Raw genomic sequence first — 16,667 nt, 5'->3', positions numbered from 1 at the left:
ACTAGAGCTGTCAGCTCCGCTTACGCACTATTTCGCCGCGATCTCAGGCAGGCACCGGGCTGACCGGCGTCACAGACAGCGGGCGGCGCACGATCGGCGCGATGGTCGCCGCGATCTCGCCGATCGCTCTGGCGGGCGCGCAGTGCGGGTCGGTGTCGACGAACGGAGCGCCCTGATCGCCCGCCGCGCAGACCACCGGATCGAACGGGATCCGGCCGATGACCGGGCAATAAGTGTCGAGCAGGCCGCTCAGCGCGCGGCTCACCGCGGTGGCGCCGCCCGCGCCGAAGAGGGTCTGCCGGGTGCCGTCGGGACTGTCGTACCAGGACATGTTCTCGATGATGCCCGCCACCCGCTGACCGGTCTGCGCGGCCACGGCGCCGGCGCGTTCGGCGATGCGAGCCGCGGCGCGTTGCGGGGTGGTGACGACCAGCAGCTGCGCGGTGGGCAGCAACTGGGCCAGGGAGATGGCCACATCGCCGGTGCCCGGTGGCATGTCGATCAGCAGAATATCCAGTTCGCCCCAGTACACGTCGTTGACGAACTGCTGCAACGCGCGGTGCAGCATCGGCCCGCGCCAGACGACGGGGGCGTTGTCGTCGACGAACATACCGATCGACACGACGCGCACACCGAATGCGCTGGGCGGCATCATCATCGACTCGACCAGGGTGGGCGCGGTGGTGATGCCGAGCATCGCGGGTACCGAGTGACCGTGAACATCGGCGTCCATGAGACCGACGCGTAATCCACGTCGAGCCAGCGCGACGGCCAGATTGACGGTGACACTCGACTTCCCGACGCCGCCTTTGCCCGAGACCACGCAGTACACGCGGGTCGGTGAATCCGGTTGCGCGAGAGCGGCGATACTGTCCGATCCGGGTCCCCGGAGCTGGAGTCTCAGGCTACGGCGCTGCTCCTCGCTCATCGCCCCGAAGTCGATCTCGACACCGGCGACGCCGGGCACCGCGGTGACGGCGGCGCGGATGTCGTCACTGATCTTCGTCCGAAGGGGGCATCCTGCGACGGTGAGCAGGATGCCTACCGCGACACGACCTGCTCCGTCGATGTCGATGGTCTCGACCATGTTCAATTCGGTGATGGGACGGCCGATCTCGGGGTCGTCCACTCCGGCGAGCGCGGTCCTGATCTGTGGTTCGGTCGGTGATGTCATGGGCTCCTCCTCACTGGACCGAGCTGGCGTGCAGCATGTCCGCGCGTTCGACGACCTTGATCCGCTCGCGTCCTTCGGCTTCGCCCAGCGCGCGTTCGTGGGCGTCCAGTCGGTACCAGCCTTCCCAGGTGGTGAAGGCAATGCCCGCGGCGGTGAGATGTTCGGTCACCGCATCGGGGTGTGGTCGCGGCGCCGGTGTCAGCCGGGCCTGATCGGCCAGCAGGCAGGCAACGGTTTCGGCGGCGTCGCCTTTGGTGTGGCCGATCAGGCCGACGGGGCCGCGTTTGATCCAGCCGGTGACATACACCCCGTCGAGGTATCGCGCCCCCTCGCGCGCGTTCGGGTCGATCAGCACGCGCCCCGCCTCGTTGGGGATGGTGCCGGTGCGGTCGTCGAACGGGATGTCGGCGACATCTCCGGAGCGATAGCCGACCGCCCGATAGACCGCCTGTACCTCCCACACCCGAAATTCGCCGGTGCCCTTGACGTTGCCGGTGCCGTCGAGCTGGGTGCGTTCGGTCTTCAGGCCGACGACCTTGCCGTCGGCGCCGAGGACCTCCGAGGGCGATTCGAAGAAGTGCAGGAACAGCTTGTGCGGTCGGTCGCCGTGGTCGCGGATGGCCCACTGCTCCAAGGTGTTGGCGACCATGTCGACCTGCTTGGAGTTGCGGCGGGCGGCTTCGGAGCCCTCGTCGTAGTCGATGTCTTCGGGGTTGACGATGACCTCGATGGTCGGCGAGTGATCCAGTTCGCGCAGCTCGAGGGGCGTGAACTTGGCCTGCGCGGGACCACGACGACCGAACACGTGGACTTCGAGGGCTTTGTTGCCCTTGAGACCTTCGTAGACGTTGGGCGGGATCTCGGTCGGCAGCAGTTCGTCACCGGTCTTGGCGAGCACGCGCGCGACGTCGAGGGCGACGTTGCCGACACCGAGCACGGCGACTTTCTCGGCGTCGAGGGGCCAGGAGCGGGGGACGTCGGGGTGGCCGTCGTACCAGGACACGAAGTCCGCGGCGCCGTAGGAGCCGTCGAGGTCGATGCCGGGGATGGCCAGGGCGCGGTCGGCGTTGGCGCCGGTGGAGAAGATGACCGCGTCGTAGAACTGGCGCAGGTCGTCGAGGGTGATGTCGGTGCCGTAGTCGATGTTGCCGAGCAGACGGACCTGGTCTTTGTCGAGGACCTTGTGCAGGGCGGTGATGATGCCCTTGATGCGCGGGTGATCGGGCGCGACGCCGTAGCGGATCAGGCCGAAGGGCGCGGGCATACGCTCGTAGAGGTCGATGCTCACGTCGGCATCGGACTTCATCAACGCGTCGGCGGCGTAGATACCGGCGGGCCCGGCGCCGATGATCGCCACCCGCAGTGGAGTTCTCATTTCTCGTAGCCCGCGACGAACGGCGTGTCCACGCCGAGGTCGCCCACCGCGCCCGCGCCGCCCGGCGAGCCGAGCGCGGTGTCGCGGCCGGGCAGCGCCGTGTCGAAGAAGGCCGCGTTCGTGGCGACGAAACCTTCCTGGCCGGCCGGAATGTCATCGTCGAGGTAGATCGCCTCGACGGGGCAGACCGGTTCGCACGCACCGCAATCCACGCACTCGGCCGGGTGGATGTAGGCCATCCGGTCGCCGGTGTAGATGCAGTCGACGGGGCATTCCTCCACGCACGCGCGATCCATGACGTCCACGCAGGCGGCTCCGATGACGAAGGTCATGGCTGTAGTTCCTTGTCGTTGGGCTCGCCGAGGGCGGCGAGGATTTCGTAACGCAGCCGCGCGAATTCGGGTTCGAAACGGGCGCCGGGTGCGCGTGGTGCGGCGATCTCGATGACGCGCTGGATGCGGGCGGGGCGCGGGGTGAGCAGGACGATCCGATCGGCCAGCAACAGCGCCTCGTCGACGTCGTGGGTCACGAACAACACCGTGGTCCGGCGCTGCTGCCACACCGAGATGAGCAGGCGCTGCATATCGGCGCGGGTCTGGGCGTCGAGAGCGCCGAACGGTTCGTCCATCAGCAGCACGCGTGGCTGCGCGGCCAATGTCCGCGCCAGCTGCACACGCTGACGCATACCGCCCGACAACGCACCGGGCAGATGGTCACCGAAGTCGGTGAGCCCCACCAGGTTCAGCAGTTCCTGGGCTTCGACGCGCCGGTTGCGCCGTGACACTCCGCGCAGTTTCAGCGCGAATTCGACATTGCGCCGGGCCGTGCGCCACGGCAGCAGCGCGTCCTCCTGGAACACCATCGAACAGTGCTGGGCGCTGGGCCCACCGTCGACGGTGACGCTGCCGCCGATCGGCGGCAGCAACCCGGCCATCGCCCGCAGCACCGTGGATTTGCCGCAACCCGACGGACCGAGCAGAACCACGATCTGGCCGGCATCGACGTCGAGATCTACTTCGGCGGCGAGACTTTCGCCGTAGGCGATGCGCAATCCGTGCAGCCGTACGGCGGCGCCGGCGCTCATCGCTGCGCCCTGGGCAGCCACCGGTTCACCCGGCGCCCCGCCAGTTCGACCAGCCAGGCGGTGAACCAGCCGAGCAGCCCGATGGTGAGCATCCCGACGATCACCCCCGGATAGTCCAGGAGCCCGTAGGACTGCCAGGTGAAGTACCCGATGCCGAACTGACCCGAGATCATCTCCGCGCTGATCACACAGATCCAGGCCACGCCCATCGCCACCGACAGGCCCGAGAAGATGCCGGGTAGCGCACCGGGCAGGGCGATCTGGAACAGAATGTCGCGTCGACGCGCGCCGAGGGTGTGGGCCGCTTCCTCCCACACCTTGGGCAGCGCGTGCATGGCGTGGATGGTGCTCACCGCGACCGGGAAGAACGCGGCGAAGAAGGTGATGAACACGATGCCCTGTTCCCCGGTCGGGAACAGCAGGATGGCCAGGGGCACCAGTGCGATCGCGGGGATCGGCCGGAACACCTCGAGTACCGGCCGCACGAGTGCGCTGACCACGGCCGAGCGACCGACCGCCATGCCGATCAGCACGCCCGACACCGTGGCGAGGCCGAAGCCGATCAGGATGCGGCGGGTGCTGGAGAAGATGTCACGGTAATAGGTGGCCGCACCGAGCTGCGTACGAAAGGAGTCGAATACTTGTGCGGGCGTGGGGATCTTGTCGAAACGCAGCCAGAACACGACCTGATTGGTGGTGAGCAGGTACCAGGCCAGGAGCAACGCGGCCAGTGGCACGGCGGTCAGTACGGCCCTGCGTGCTTTGCGGGGCACGATGAATCGGGTGGGTGAACTCGGTGGTGCGGTGATGATGTCGGGCTTCGCGACGGGCGCGGTGCGGGGTTGGGCGGAAACGGTCATGGTGAGCCTCCTGGTCTCACGTGACGGATCTAGCGGGCCTTCAGTGCTGCTTGGTAGTCGATCACCGTGACGCCCGGATGGGCGGCGGCGTACTGCTGTGCGGCGGCACCGGTCGCGAAGGGCAGCAACCGATCGTCGGGGCTCGCGGTGGGTTCGCTGACCCAGGTCGCGGTCGCGGCGAAGAGCCGGGTGCCGGTGCTGTGGTCGGGCACGTAGGCGGCGCGGACGGTGCTGCCGGTGGCCGCGATCTGTCGCAGCAGACAGGTCGGGGTCTTGGCGACGGCGGTGGTCGTGGCGTCGGCGAACCACACCTCCGAAGCGGTGGGAAGGCCGTCCACCGCTCCCCCGCACGCCGCATCGGTACCGGTCAGTGGTGCGGGAGCCGTCACCGACGCGCGGGCGGCGTCGTAGCCGGGACCGTAGACGGTGCGCAGGTAACGGTCGTCGACGAATTCGCCGAGGTTCAGATCCGACAGCGCACCGAGGCTTTTCAGGAACGGCAACAGCGTGCCCAGAGCGTCCACCTGTTGGGGCTTGATCGTCGGATCGAAGCTCACCAGGCCGTTCGGGCCGTTGTAGAGATACACGACCTCGGCAGGCAGCCCGGTGATCTCGGCGACGCGCTGTGCGGCCGCCAGTGGGTTCTGATTGAGGTAGTCGGTGGTCTTGCGCACCGCGGTGAGGAACGCCGTGACGATATCGGGGTTACCGATGCCGAAGCGCTCGCTCGCGACCACGGCGTGGAAGGTCGGGATGCCGGCGCTGCCACCGTCATAGAGCAGCTTGGCTTTACCGTCGTAGACCAGTTTCTGTGGCCACGGCACGAATTGGGCCAGCGCGGCCACCTGATCCCCTTGCAGCGCCGAGGCACCGACGGCCGGATCCTGACCGAGCAGCTTCACATCGTCGAGAGTCATCCCGGCGGCCGAGAGCCCGGTGGCGAGCATGCCGTGCGCGGCCGACCCCACGCTGGTCGACACGATCTCACCACGCAGGTCGGTGATCGTGGCCGCCTTCGAATCCGTCGGTACCACGATCTGATTCAGCGAACCGCGCAGGTTGTAGCCGGTGACGGCGATCAGTTCGGACTTCACGTCGGCGTGGTCGCGAGTCTTGGAGCCGTTGACCAGGATCGGCGCGTCTCCCATCGACCCGATGTCGACCTGGCCCGCCAGCATCTGCGCGGTCAGCGGTGGGCCCGCGGCGAAGTCCTTCCACTCCACCTTGTAGGTGAGCCCTGTCGTCTTGCCGAGTTCGGCGAGTTCGGCCTCGAAAGTGCCGCGATCACGCAGCAGCGTGCCCGCGGTGACTGTGTTGATCGTCTTGGACTGGTAACCGATGTTCACGGTGACGGTCTTGGCGTCGTCGGCGCTCCCGCAGCCGGTGGCCAGGGCGGCCACCGCGGCGATGCCGAGCAGCAGCGCGGGGATTCGGGTGCTCATGGTCGGCTCTCTCAACGCAACAGGAACGGGATGTTCACGGTGACAGCGCCGACCGGGCACCGCGCGGCACACGGCCCGCAGTACCAGCATTCGTCGACGTGCATGTAGGCCTTGCCCGAATCCGGGTGGATGGCAAGGGAATCGAGTGGGCACATGTCCACGCAGAGGGTGCAGCCGTCGATACATTTCGCTTCGTCGACCGAGACGGGGACATCGAGACGGGCATTGGCCTGGGCCATCAGAGTTCCTTTCCAGAGTTGGCGATGCCGATACGGGCGAAGGCGCGGACGTCGGCGTCCGGGTCGTCGAGCGCGGCCTGCAGCGCCGTGGTGATGTCGCGTCGTTCGGCGATCCGCTCGGCCAGTGCGCGCACCGCCGCCTTGCGGACGTCGAGGTTGGGATCGGAGACCGCCGACAGCAGCGGTGCCGCGGCGAGTTCGGGGTCGGCGGCGGCCAGGGCGATGGCCGCCGCCTGCCGGACCTGCCAGGCCGGGTCGGTCATCGATGCGGCGGCCGCCGCGGCAGCGTGTTCGTCGCAGCCGGTCCCGGCCAGACTCGACAGCGCGGCGGCGCGGACAAGCGGTCGGGGGTCGGCAGCGAGAACGAGCAGGGTCACCGAGCCGCGTGGATCACCGATCGCCGCGACACCTTTCGCCACTGCGATGCGCACGTCCTCGTCTTCGTCAGCGGCGCCGAGGCTCAGTTCGTCGAGAGCGTCGACAGAGGTGAGCCCGCCCACGACGGTGCGGCGAACCGCCGCATTCGGATCGGCGAGCCACCCCGCCAGCTCCGCCGCGTCGGTCCTGCGGTGCCGCCACAGCGCCTCGATCGCGGCCGAGCGCACCGCCGGCTCCGCTGCGGTGACGCAATGGCGCAGCGCCGCATCGAATTCCGGACCGGGCACGATGACCTCGAGGAGTTCGGTGAGCAAGCCGATGGCGGCGTGACGCACGTCGACATCGACATCGGCGAGTGCGGTGGCGAAGATCGGGGCGGCCTCGGCCCAGGCGTCGGTGGTCTCGCTGAGCACCGACAGCGCCGTGCGGCGCACCTCCGGGTCGGGGTCGGTGATGAACGGCGTGAGTTCGTCGAGCTCGGGGCACTCGTCGGCCAGTTCGAGCAGGGCCAGCAGGCGGGCGCTCATCGGACATCCCTCACGTCGAGGTCGCCGACATCGCGCGGGCCGGGCACGGGTGTACTCATCGCGCACCCCACGCGCCGACGAGTTCGGGTGCGGAGACGTCGGCGACGCCGTCGGGACGGACGAAGCCCGGCACCGGCACGATGTAGGGGGCGACCGGCCTGGTGCGGAACTCCATCGCACCGGTGGCACCGCGATACAGGTTCAGATGACAGAACCATTCGGCATCGTTGCGCCCGGGCCAGTCGGCACGCTGATGGTAGAGCCCCCAACGGCTTTCGGTGCGCCGCAGTGAGGCCCGAGCCGCCATTTCGGCGCAGTCGCGAATGAAGGTCACCTCGGCGCAGCGCATCAGTTCGTGCGGCGTCCGGCCGCCCATCGCGGCGATGTCGGTGTTCATCCGTTCGAAGGCCTCGACGCCGAGCGTCAGATACGACTGCGCCTTGGGCGGCTGGAGGTAGTCGTTGACGAAGCGCCGCAGTTTGTACTCGACCTGGGTTTGGGGTGGGCCGTCGGGGTTGCGCAGCGGGCGGTAGATCAGCTCGTGGGCGGCCTCGATCTGATCGGTGGGCAGCTCTGGATGTACTGCGCCACGCGCGAATTCGCTCGCGTGCTCACCGGCGATGTCGCCGTAGACGAAGGCGCCGATCATGTAGTTGTGCGGAACCAGCGCCATATCGCCCGCCGCGTAGAGGCCGGGCACGGTGGTGGCGGCGTGTTCGTCGACCCAGACTCCCGAGGCAGAATGCCCACTGCACAAACCGATCTCGGAGATGTGCATCTCGATGTCGCTGGTGCGGTAGTCGGTGCCGCGGCCTTCGTGGAAGGTGCCGCGGGTGGGACGTTCGGTGGTGTGCAGGATGCCTTCGATCTCGCGGATCGTGGCATCGGGCAGGTGGCTCAGTTTCAGGTAGATCGGGCCGCGGGCGCTGTCGAGTTCGCGTTTGACCTCGGCCATCATCTGACCGGACCAGTAGTCGCAGTCGACGAAGCGATTGCCTTCGGAGTTGACCTGGTACCCGCCGAACGGATTGGCCACATACGCGCAAGCAGGACCGTTGTAGTCCTTGATGAGCGGGTTGATCTGGAAGCACTCGATGCCGGAGAGTTCGGCACCGGCGTGATAGGCCATGGCGTAACCGTCGCCGGCGTTGGTCGGGTTCTCGTAGGTGCCGTAGAGGTAGCCCGACGCGGGCAAACCGAGCCGGCCACACGCTCCCGCTGCCAGGATCACCGCGCCTGCCGAGATGGTGACGAATTCGCCGGTGCGCGTGTCGAATCCGACCGCGCCGACCGCGCGTCCGTCGACGGTGAGCACCCGCACCGGCATCACCCGGTTGCTGATGGTCACCTTGGATCGGACGTCGCGGGCGCGCAGGGTGCGGTAGAGCACCTTCTTCACGTCGCGTCCCTCGGGCATCGGCAGGACATAGGAGCCGGAGCGGTGCACTTTGCGGACCGCGTATTCGCCGTGCTCGTCCTTCTCGAATTTGACGCCGTAGCCCTCGAGGCGCTGGACCATCTCGAAACCCCGGGTGGCGGTTTCGTAGACGGTGCGCTGGTTGACGATGCCGTCGTTGGCGACGGTGATGTCGGCGACGTATTCCTCCGGGCTCGCCTTGCCCGGGACCACGGCGTTGTTGACGCCGTCCATGCCCATGGCGAGTGCGCCGGAGTGCCGGACGTGGGCCTTCTCGAGCAGCAGCACGCTGGCGCCGTGGCGGGCGGCGGTGAGCGCGGCCATGGTGCCCGCCGTGCCGCCACCGACGATCAGGACGTCGCAGACCAGTTCTCGCCGGTCGGTCAGCGGTGGAATCTGCATGGGGATCAACCCCTTTCGTGGTTGTCGCGGGTGCGCCGCGGGGTCACCGGGATGCGGTCGAGCCGCCCGGACAGGGAGAACCGGTCGCCGCGATAGCGGATGTATTCGAGATCGACGGGCCGACCGGAGTCGGTGTAGGTGAGCCGTTCCAGGAACAGCAGCGGAGATCCCGCACGGACCTGCAACAGTCCGGCGACGGTGGGATCGGCGGCGACCGCCTCGATCGCGACCGCGGCTGAGCCCAGCGGCAGGCCGAGTTCGGCTTCGAGCAGGCCGAACACGTCGCACCCGGTGAGGTCTTTGTCCAGGAGCGGGATGCCGACGTCGGCGGTGAGGTAGCTGGCATCGAGCGAGAGCGGCGCCCCGTCGAGGTAGCGCACCCGTTCCAGGGCGACGACCGGGTCGCCGGGCTGGAGCTCGAGCCGTTCGGCGACCAGTGGCGTTGCGGGCACGACCTCGGCGAGCAGGACCTGATTCACCACCCGGTCGCTGCTGGTCTCGAAGGTTTCGGCGAGGCCGCGCAGGCGGTCGAGGCCCTGTACCGCCTTGTCGGCGACGACGAAAGTACCGGCACCGGGGACGCGGTCGATCAGGCCTTCGTCGCGGAGCAGGGTGAGCGCGTCGCGCACGATATTGCGGCTGGTGGCGAAGTCGGCGGCGAGCTGGGCTTCGGCGGGCAGTGCGCGGGTGCCGTAGACGCCGCTGCGGATACGTGCGCGCAGGATGTCGCGGATGCGCCGGGCCGGTGCGCTGCGTCTGCCCGAACCCGGATCGGGGGGCCGTGGCCTCGCCGAGGAGGTGGGAGTGGCTGTCATGCGGCAAATGCTGCGAACGCCGCGTTACGACGGACGTTTCGGGCAATTACCGGGTGGTTACGCCAGTTCCTGGCCGTTGGCGAGGGCCGTGACCTGCGATGATTCCGACACCACTACGAATCCCACCACCACCGCAGTGGCCGGACCGCCCCCTGTGCGGTCACTGCGCTCCGAGATGGAGGTGGATCGTGTCGCGTACCCAGCACCGGTACCGGTCGAGCGACCAGCCTCGTTCGTTGACGAGATTGCCGTAGGTTCCGGTGTTGACGAGGCCCCACAGCATGTCGGCCACCGTATCGACATCGACCTGCTGCGGCAGTGCGCCCGCTCGCTCGAGTCGCCGCCCGAGATCGAGCAACTCGCCGTAGCGATCCGCCTCGCGTACCCGCAATGTCTCCTCGACCTCCGGGAACTGGCGCCGAGCCACCACCAGCGCCTCGTGAATCCGCCACACTCTGGACGCGACCTCGACATCGGCGGTGATTGTCGCGTCGAGTGCCTCCCACGCGGTCATCGTGTCCGTGACCGGATGCCGTTCGAGAACCGGAACGACATCGGTGGCGTAGATGTGCAGATGCAGGGCCGTCAACAGCTCGACCTTCGAGGGGAAATGCAGGTAGATCGCCTGGCGTGAGACTCCCGCCTCTTTCGCGACCGCTCCGAGGCCGGCGCCGTGATAGCCGTGTTCCTCGAACATCGCGCGCGCCGACTCGAGGATCTGAGTCCGGGTTTGGGGTCGTCCGCCACTTGACACGCTGTCAACCTTACCGTACTTTACAAGCTGTCAAGCAATCCCCGAGGAGGAACGCCATGGCTCGCTACCTGATCACCACCTGGGACGGTGCGGGAAACCTGGTCCCGACGCTCGGCATCGCCCGCGAGCTGGTCGATAGCGGCCACGATGTCCGAATACTCGGACACGAGACGATCGCTCAACGATGCGCCGATGTCGGCGCCCGCTTCGTCACCTTGACCCAGAGCGAGGGCTGGGACGCGATGGACACCCCGGACGACTTCGAAGCCGAAGTGAAACTCATGATCGACCAGCTGTGCTTCAGTTCCGCGATCGCGCGGGACCTCGCCCAGGAGCTGGACCGCGAGCCCGCCGATGTGGTGATCGTCGATTGTCTGCTCTTCACCGCAATCGACGTCGCGCTGGCCTCGGGCACTCCGACCGCGACGCTGTTCCACACGGCGTACAGCATCTTTCGGGGCGGACCACTGGTCGAGATGTTCACGCCGGGTATCGCGATCGCGAACGCGGCACGCGCGGACCTCGGCCTGCCCGCGATCGAGAGTCTCGCCGAGATCCACGACGCGTGCGCGCAGGCGCTCGTCGCGGTGCCCGAGGAGTTCGAGCCCGACGTTGCCGACGCAGCCAATGTGGTACGCATCGGACCGGTGCTCGACGCGCCCGCGTTGTCGCGCGAGATCGACGAGGTCGATGTCGGGGACGGTGCGAAGCCACTGGTTCTGGTCGCGCTGAGCACGAGCGAGCAAGGTCAGGCCGATCTGTTGCAGCGCTGTGTCGATGCGGTCGCGCGGATGCCGGTGCGCGCCATTGTCACGACCGGAGCGGCGATCGACCCGGCGACCGTGCGCGCGGGGGTGGATACCCAGGTCGTGCGGTACGCGCCACACGCCGACATCCTTCCTTCGGCATCACTGGTGATCACCCACGCCGGGCTCGGAACGACCATGGCCGCGCTCGGTCGTGGCGTGCCGCTGCTGTGCATTCCGATGGGCCGCGATCAGTTCTTCAACGCAGAGCAGGTCCGAACCCTCGGCGCGGGCCTGATGCTGATGCCCGACGCGAGCAGCGAGGTGATCGCACAGACCGCCGCTCAGATCCTCGGCGAGAGCAGCTTCGCCTCGTCCGCCGAACAGTTGGCCGTCGGCATCAGCGCATACGGCGGCGCGGCGAAAGCCGTTGCCGTGCTCGATGCGCTCGGGTGACGCTCAACCGCGCGCGTTCTCGAGCAGCGCGGCTCGCTCCACGAGCAATTCGCCCGGCCCGGCCGGTGGGGTGTTGCGGCGCCAGATGGCCCGGAATTTGCGGGTCAGCCGGGCGGCCTCGGCCGAGGGGACTTCCACCAGGGTGCCGGTGACGAGGTCGGGTGCGGCGATCAATCGACTCAGGACCGCGGGTGCCATGCCGGTTCTGGCGGCGGCCACGATCGCGGCGGTAGACCCGAGTTCGGCCGCCGGGCCCATGGGTGGGGCCGCGGTGGCGAGCAGGTCCCACACGGTGTCGCGGGTACCCGAACCCGGTTCGCGCCACAGCAGCGCGGTACCTGCCAGCTCGGTCAGCGTGACCGGGGTCTTCCGTTGCGCCCATGGATGATTCGGCGCCACGACTACGACGAGGTCGTCGGCGCCCAGCACGCGGCTGCCGAGCCCGGCCGGTGGATGCGGGCCTTCCACGAAGCCCAGATCGGCGGTGCCGTCCCGCACGAGGCCCGCGACCTGGGTCGAGTTCTCGACCTCGAGGGAGATCACGACCTCGGGGTGATCGGCGCGCAGTGCGGCCAGCCAGTGCGGAATGCGGTGGTCGGCAATGGTTTTGGAGGCGGCGATGCGCAGGCGTGGCGCTTGCGCGGCGCGCAGGCGGGCGACGTCGTCGACGAGGTCTGTGACGGCGGCCAGGACGGTGCGCGCGTGGGCGACGACGGCGCGACCCGCGTCGGTGAGTTCGGAGCCGGTCGGCGCGCGGTCGAGCAGCTTCACGTGCAGGCGGCGTTCCAGTGCGCTGATCCGCATACTCGCGGCCGGCTGACTGACCCCGTGCCTGCGGGCGGCGGCGCCCAGACTGCCCAGCTCCGCCACCGACACCAGGAGATCGAGGACCTCCAGGTCGGGGGTTCCGGGTGGCAGGGTCATGGCCCGATTATGGGTGACGGGTGGCGCGACGCCACATCAGGCACCGTAGCCGTCGTGATCGGGACCGAATCGGCCTCGCAGCTTCTTCGCCACACCGTAGAGGGCGAACACCGGTTTCAGTGGCATCCATTCGCCGAACCGATATTCCCGGCCAGGGACCAGGCGAACGGCCAGTTCCGGGCTCTGTTCAGCGAGATAGGCGCGGGCAGTCTCGGCATGCGTCGGCAGCGAGACGATCTTGATCCGGTCGACGTCCTTCAGGTACGGGATCGCGAAGGCGATGTTCTCCCAGGTGGACCGGCTCGACTCCTCCAAAACGAGTTCGCCCTCGTAACCGCGGGTTTCCACGGCGTAGCGGCCCATCATCGCCGCCTCGGTCTCCGGTCCCGCGCAGGCACCTCCACACAGCACGAGGCGAGTCTCGGACGCGTGCGGATCGATGGATCGTAGACCGGCGCGCACTCGCCAGCGGTTCATGCCGTTGGCACGCGAACCGGTGTTGCGATATCCGAGGACCACGACGGCCTCCGACCCTGAGCGTGGGGCTCCGACGCCCCGACGGGAGGCCCGTCGATTCGCCCATTCGCCCCACAGCATCACTCCGACACCGGTGGCGATCGTCAGCCGGGTTCGTTTCCGCACGTCTCCAGCAAACCACACACCCCGTCGGCAGGGCCATAAGCCGAAATTATGACCACCTGCGAATTCGCTCTCTACCTCGGGCTCCTGCGTACCGCGAAGGTGAAGGAGTGAACCGCGCACCCGCTCTCGCTCCCGGCCTGATCCTCGCCGCGCTCCTGGCCACCGTGGCCACGCCGTTCGGCAAGGCGCTGCCGATGATCGGCACGCCGGTGCTCGCGCTCGGCGCGGGCGCCGTCGCCGGGATGGTGCTGCGTCGCAAGGACGTGACGGGCGAGACGTTCGGCCCTGGGCTCGACGTTGCCCGCCAGCGCTTGCTCGGGCTGGCGATCGTGCTGCTGGGGCTCGGCCTGCCGCTCGGGTCGGTGATGAGCGTGGGGCGCGAGACGGCGGTGGTGCTGATCGGGACGCTGCTCGTCGGCGGTGTGGCGGCGTTCTTCGTGGGACGGATGCTCGCGGTGGACAAGGAGTCGGCGACCCTCATCGCCGTGGGCACCACGATCTGTGGCGCGTCCGCGATCGCCGCCGCCACCGCGGTCCTGCGGCCCGACAAACAACGGGTCGCCTACGCCCTGTGCACCATCTTCATCTTCAATGTCACGGCCGTGCTGGTGTATCCGCCGCTGGGCCGCGCTCTCGGCCTGTCGCAGGAGGCGTTCGGACTCTGGGCGGGCACCGCGATCAACGACACGTCGTCCGTCCTGGCCGCCGGCGTCATCTTCGGCGCGGGCGCCGCACAGTTCGCCGTGATCGTGAAGATGGTTCGCAGCCTCGCCATCATCCCGCTCTGCGTCGGCCTGCACGTCGGCCGCCGCCACATCGCCGAGGACACCGATCTCCCCCAGGCCTCCCTGCGCCGGGCGGTCCCCCTGTTCGTGATCTTGTTCCTGGCCGCCTCCGTCATCGCGGGCCTCGGCATCGTTCCCACCGAGCTCACCGCACCGCTCGCCACTGTCAGCGGTTGGCTGATCGCCGCCGTCCTCGCCGCCATCGGCACCTCGCTGAGCATCGCCCGCCTGCGCACCGCGGGCATCCGCCCCCTGATCCTCGGTGGCACCCTCGGCCTGATCCTCGGCACCACCAGCCTCGGCCTCATGTACGTGACCGGCTGGTGCTGACAACAACGGCCCCACCGACGTGCGCGCGGGGCCTGATCGGGCCCGCGTCGCGGAGCTAGGATTGCTGGACATCGCAGGTCGGCGCGGACAGGAGGATGTCATGAACAGCGTGTACCGGATCATCGCCACCGCGGGTGCCGCCGCGGCAGTAACCCTGGTCACCGCGGGTGTCGCGGCGGCCGAGGACGCCGAGCCACCCTCGTCGCCGTTGGTCGAGTACATCGAGTCGTGGCCACCCGCCCCCGAATGGTGCAACGCGAGGTGGGACCCGATCGAGAACGTCGTCGAGGATTCGATCCCACCCCGGTACGAGCCGGAGTTCGACGCGTTCGACGACTGGTGCGAGGGCGACGCGGACTGACTCGCCCGGTGCGGTGGGGCGGCCGACAGGGCGACCGCCCCGATCGACCTATCCCGCCGCGTTGACGGCGTTCATCACCGCTGCCAGCGAGGCCGCGACGACCGAGGTGTCGCGACCGAATGCCCATCCGGTGCGGTCCGCCGCTCGGTACTCGACGTAGCTCACGGCGGCGCCTGCGGCGCCCTCGCCCACCGAATGCTGGGTCAGGCCGAGGATCTCGATGCGATAGCCCGCCTCGTCGAGTGCGGCGGTCAGTGCCTCGACCGGCCCCACCTCACGGTGCACCGAATGCCGTTCACTGCCGTGTGCGTCGAGGACGATCCCGGTGGCGCCGTCGGCGATCTGCCACCCCACCAGCGTGATTCGCTGATCGGAGACGGTGTAGGTCTGCTCGAACAGCGTGAACAGATCCTTGGCGGTGATCTCCGCGCCGGTGTCGTCGGTGTGTTCCTGCACCCGCTTCGCGAGGTCGATCTGCAGACGACGTGGCAGGTCCAGACCGTATTCGGCGTGCAGCAGGTAGGCGATACCGCCCTTGCCCGACTGGGAGTTGACCCGGATCACGGCGTTGTAGGAGCGGCCGAGGTCGGCGGGGTCGATCGGCAGATACGGTACCCGCCACTGTGATTCGCGCTCGGTGATGCCCTGGGCCGCTGCCCGCTCGCGATGTTCGGCCATGCCCTTACCGATCGCGTCCTGATGGGTGCCGGAGAAGGCGGTGTGGACGAGATCGCCCACGTACGGATGCCTCTCGTGCACGGGCAGGCGGGTGCAGTGTTCGACAGTGCGGCGGATCTCGTCGATGTCGGAGAAGTCGATCATCGGGTCGATACCCTGGGCGTGCAGATTCAGGGCCAGCGTGGCGATGTCGACGTTGCCGGTGCGTTCACCGTTGCCGAAGACACAGCCTTCCACGCGTTGCGCGCCCGCGAGCACGGCCAGTTCGGCGCAGGCGATACCGGTCCCCCGGTCGTTGTGCGGGTGCACCGACAGGATCACGCCGTCGCGGCGTGCCAGGTTGCGGTGCATGTATTCGATCTGGTCGGCGTAGATGTTCGGGGTCGCGACCTCCACTGTCGCAGGCAGATTCAGCGTCACCGGACGCTGCGCGCTCGCCTGCCACAGGTCGGTGACCGCGTCGCAGATCTCGAGGGCGAAATCCGGTTCGGTCAGGTTGAACACCTCCGGCGAGAACTGGAAGCGCGCGCGGGGCAGCTCGCCCGCCAGTTCCAGCACGTCGCGGGCACCGGCGACGATCAACTCGCGCAGTTGCGCACGATCCTTGCCGAGGACCACCTCCCGCCAGACCGGCGCGGTGGCGGTGTACAGGTGGATCACCACCTCGTTGGCGATACCGCGCACCGACTCGACGGTTCGTTGGATCAGGTCTCGCCGCGCCGGGGTGAACACGACCACGGTGACGTCCGGCGGGGCGATCGAGGTGTCGGCCAGCAGGCGCACGAAATCGAAGTCGGTCTGTGATGCGGACGGGTAGCCGACCTCGATCTCCTTGTAGCCCATGGCGATCAGGAGCTCGAAGAACCGGCGTTTGCGCGCCGGGTCCATCGGTTCGGCCAGCGCCTGATTGCCGTCACGCAGGTCGACGGGCACCCACAGGGGGGCGGTGGTCAGCCGCGCGTTCGGCCAGTCGCGGTGTCCGACAGCAACATCCACGCGCCGATGGACATCGCGATATCGAGACGAGGGCATTGCCGAGTGACGCTGGCGATTCCACGCGGGCGCGCCGTCGGCGACAGCGCCCGAGGGGGTGGTCAGGGTGGGGAATTCGGTCATGACTTGCTCTGCTTCCCGGCCCACTTCGGGCCACGAGACAACGGCGACCGGCCATGACGGAGCCCCACGGCGGGGCGGCCGGTCGGTCAGGCCCCGCCGTGGCGGCCGAGAAGAAGCGCGGTGTAGGTCATGATGGGTACACTTCTACCACAACTCCTCAGA

Annotated in this window: 15 protein-coding genes and 1 pseudogene; 3 read left to right on the top strand and 13 right to left on the bottom strand. The window is 68.3% G+C overall.

Annotation, left to right across the window (positions count from 1 at the left end):
• Positions 1 to 43 precede the first annotated feature (43 nt).
• The 10 genes and pseudogenes from ACWGCN_RS17520 to ACWGCN_RS17475 all read right to left on the bottom strand — a co-directional run bounded on the left by ACWGCN_RS17520 (position 44) and on the right by ACWGCN_RS17475 (position 10,467).
• Positions 44 to 1,174, bottom strand: coding sequence for an Mrp/NBP35 family ATP-binding protein (locus ACWGCN_RS17520; protein ID WP_452458135.1), 1,131 nt, complete (start codon positions 1,172 to 1,174; stop codon positions 44 to 46).
• A gap of 10 nt (positions 1,175 to 1,184) precedes the next feature.
• Complete coding sequence (locus ACWGCN_RS17515; protein ID WP_452529052.1) at positions 1,185 to 2,549, bottom strand: FAD-dependent oxidoreductase; 1,365 nt, start codon at positions 2,547 to 2,549, stop codon at positions 1,185 to 1,187.
• Positions 2,546 to 2,881 carry a ferredoxin gene (fdxA, locus tag ACWGCN_RS17510; protein WP_452460465.1) on the bottom strand — a complete coding sequence of 112 codons (336 nt, stop codon included), beginning with the start codon at positions 2,879 to 2,881 and terminating at the stop codon, positions 2,546 to 2,548. Before fdxA ends, ACWGCN_RS17515 begins: the two co-directional genes overlap by 4 nt.
• Positions 2,878 to 3,633 (bottom strand): ABC transporter ATP-binding protein, encoded by a 756-nt coding sequence (locus ACWGCN_RS17505; RefSeq protein ID WP_378990000.1) that lies wholly within the window; start codon positions 3,631 to 3,633, stop codon positions 2,878 to 2,880. Before ACWGCN_RS17505 ends, fdxA begins: the two co-directional genes overlap by 4 nt.
• Complete coding sequence (locus tag ACWGCN_RS17500) at positions 3,630 to 4,493, bottom strand: ABC transporter permease (protein WP_452460466.1); 864 nt, start codon at positions 4,491 to 4,493, stop codon at positions 3,630 to 3,632. Before ACWGCN_RS17500 ends, ACWGCN_RS17505 begins: the two co-directional genes overlap by 4 nt.
• A 29-nt stretch (positions 4,494 to 4,522) precedes the next feature.
• A complete protein-coding gene (locus ACWGCN_RS17495) occupies positions 4,523 to 5,935 on the bottom strand; it encodes an ABC transporter substrate-binding protein (RefSeq protein ID WP_452460467.1) in 1,413 nt (470 codons plus the stop codon).
• Positions 5,936 to 5,946: 11 nt separating this feature from the next.
• Positions 5,947 to 6,174 (bottom strand): 4Fe-4S dicluster domain-containing protein, encoded by a 228-nt coding sequence (locus tag ACWGCN_RS17490; RefSeq protein ID WP_378989996.1) that lies wholly within the window; start codon positions 6,172 to 6,174, stop codon positions 5,947 to 5,949.
• Positions 6,174 to 8,898 (bottom strand): annotated as a pseudogene (locus tag ACWGCN_RS17485) (fumarate reductase/succinate dehydrogenase flavoprotein subunit). Before ACWGCN_RS17485 ends, ACWGCN_RS17490 begins: the two are co-directional and overlap by 1 nt.
• 5 nt (positions 8,899 to 8,903) lie before the next feature.
• A complete protein-coding gene (locus ACWGCN_RS17480) occupies positions 8,904 to 9,713 on the bottom strand; it encodes a GntR family transcriptional regulator (RefSeq protein ID WP_378989994.1) in 810 nt (269 codons plus the stop codon).
• Positions 9,714 to 9,873: 160 nt separating this feature from the next.
• Positions 9,874 to 10,467: a TetR/AcrR family transcriptional regulator gene (locus ACWGCN_RS17475; protein WP_452458227.1), complete on the bottom strand. Its 594-nt coding sequence runs from the start codon at positions 10,465 to 10,467 to the stop codon at positions 9,874 to 9,876.
• Between the two features lie 56 nt (positions 10,468 to 10,523).
• Here ACWGCN_RS17475 and ACWGCN_RS17470 point away from each other — a divergent pair, with 56 nt between their 5' ends.
• Positions 10,524 to 11,669 carry a glycosyltransferase gene (locus tag ACWGCN_RS17470; protein ID WP_452458226.1) on the top strand — a complete coding sequence of 382 codons (1,146 nt, stop codon included), beginning with the start codon at positions 10,524 to 10,526 and terminating at the stop codon, positions 11,667 to 11,669.
• 3 nt (positions 11,670 to 11,672) lie between these two features.
• Here the strand turns inward: ACWGCN_RS17470 and ACWGCN_RS17465 are convergent, their stop codons facing one another.
• Both ACWGCN_RS17465 and ACWGCN_RS17460 read right to left on the bottom strand, forming a co-directional pair.
• Entirely contained in the window at positions 11,673 to 12,593 is a 921-nt protein-coding gene (locus tag ACWGCN_RS17465) for a LysR substrate-binding domain-containing protein (protein ID WP_378989991.1), read from the bottom strand.
• Positions 12,594 to 12,629: 36 nt separating this feature from the next.
• On the bottom strand, positions 12,630 to 13,235 hold the full coding sequence (locus ACWGCN_RS17460) for a YdcF family protein (protein ID WP_379312248.1): 606 nt from the start codon (positions 13,233 to 13,235) through the stop codon (positions 12,630 to 12,632).
• A gap of 107 nt (positions 13,236 to 13,342) precedes the next feature.
• Here ACWGCN_RS17460 and ACWGCN_RS17455 point away from each other — a divergent pair, with 107 nt between their 5' ends.
• On the top strand, positions 13,343 to 14,350 hold the full coding sequence (locus ACWGCN_RS17455; RefSeq protein WP_452448332.1) for a YeiH family protein: 1,008 nt from the start codon (positions 13,343 to 13,345) through the stop codon (positions 14,348 to 14,350).
• A gap of 100 nt (positions 14,351 to 14,450) precedes the next feature.
• Positions 14,451 to 14,711 (top strand): hypothetical protein, encoded by a 261-nt coding sequence (locus ACWGCN_RS17450; RefSeq protein ID WP_452458225.1) that lies wholly within the window; start codon positions 14,451 to 14,453, stop codon positions 14,709 to 14,711.
• Between the two features lie 48 nt (positions 14,712 to 14,759).
• On the opposite strand, the gene ACWGCN_RS17445 is transcribed toward ACWGCN_RS17450, so the two are convergent.
• Entirely contained in the window at positions 14,760 to 16,505 is a 1,746-nt protein-coding gene (locus ACWGCN_RS17445; protein ID WP_452458224.1) for a 2-isopropylmalate synthase, read from the bottom strand.
• Positions 16,506 to 16,667 lie beyond the last annotated feature (162 nt).

The sequence above is a fragment of the Nocardia sp. NPDC055050 genome (assembly GCF_053608345.1).
The sequence above is the reverse complement of the archived record's forward strand: the minus strand, read 5'-3'. Positions and strand labels throughout refer to the sequence as shown.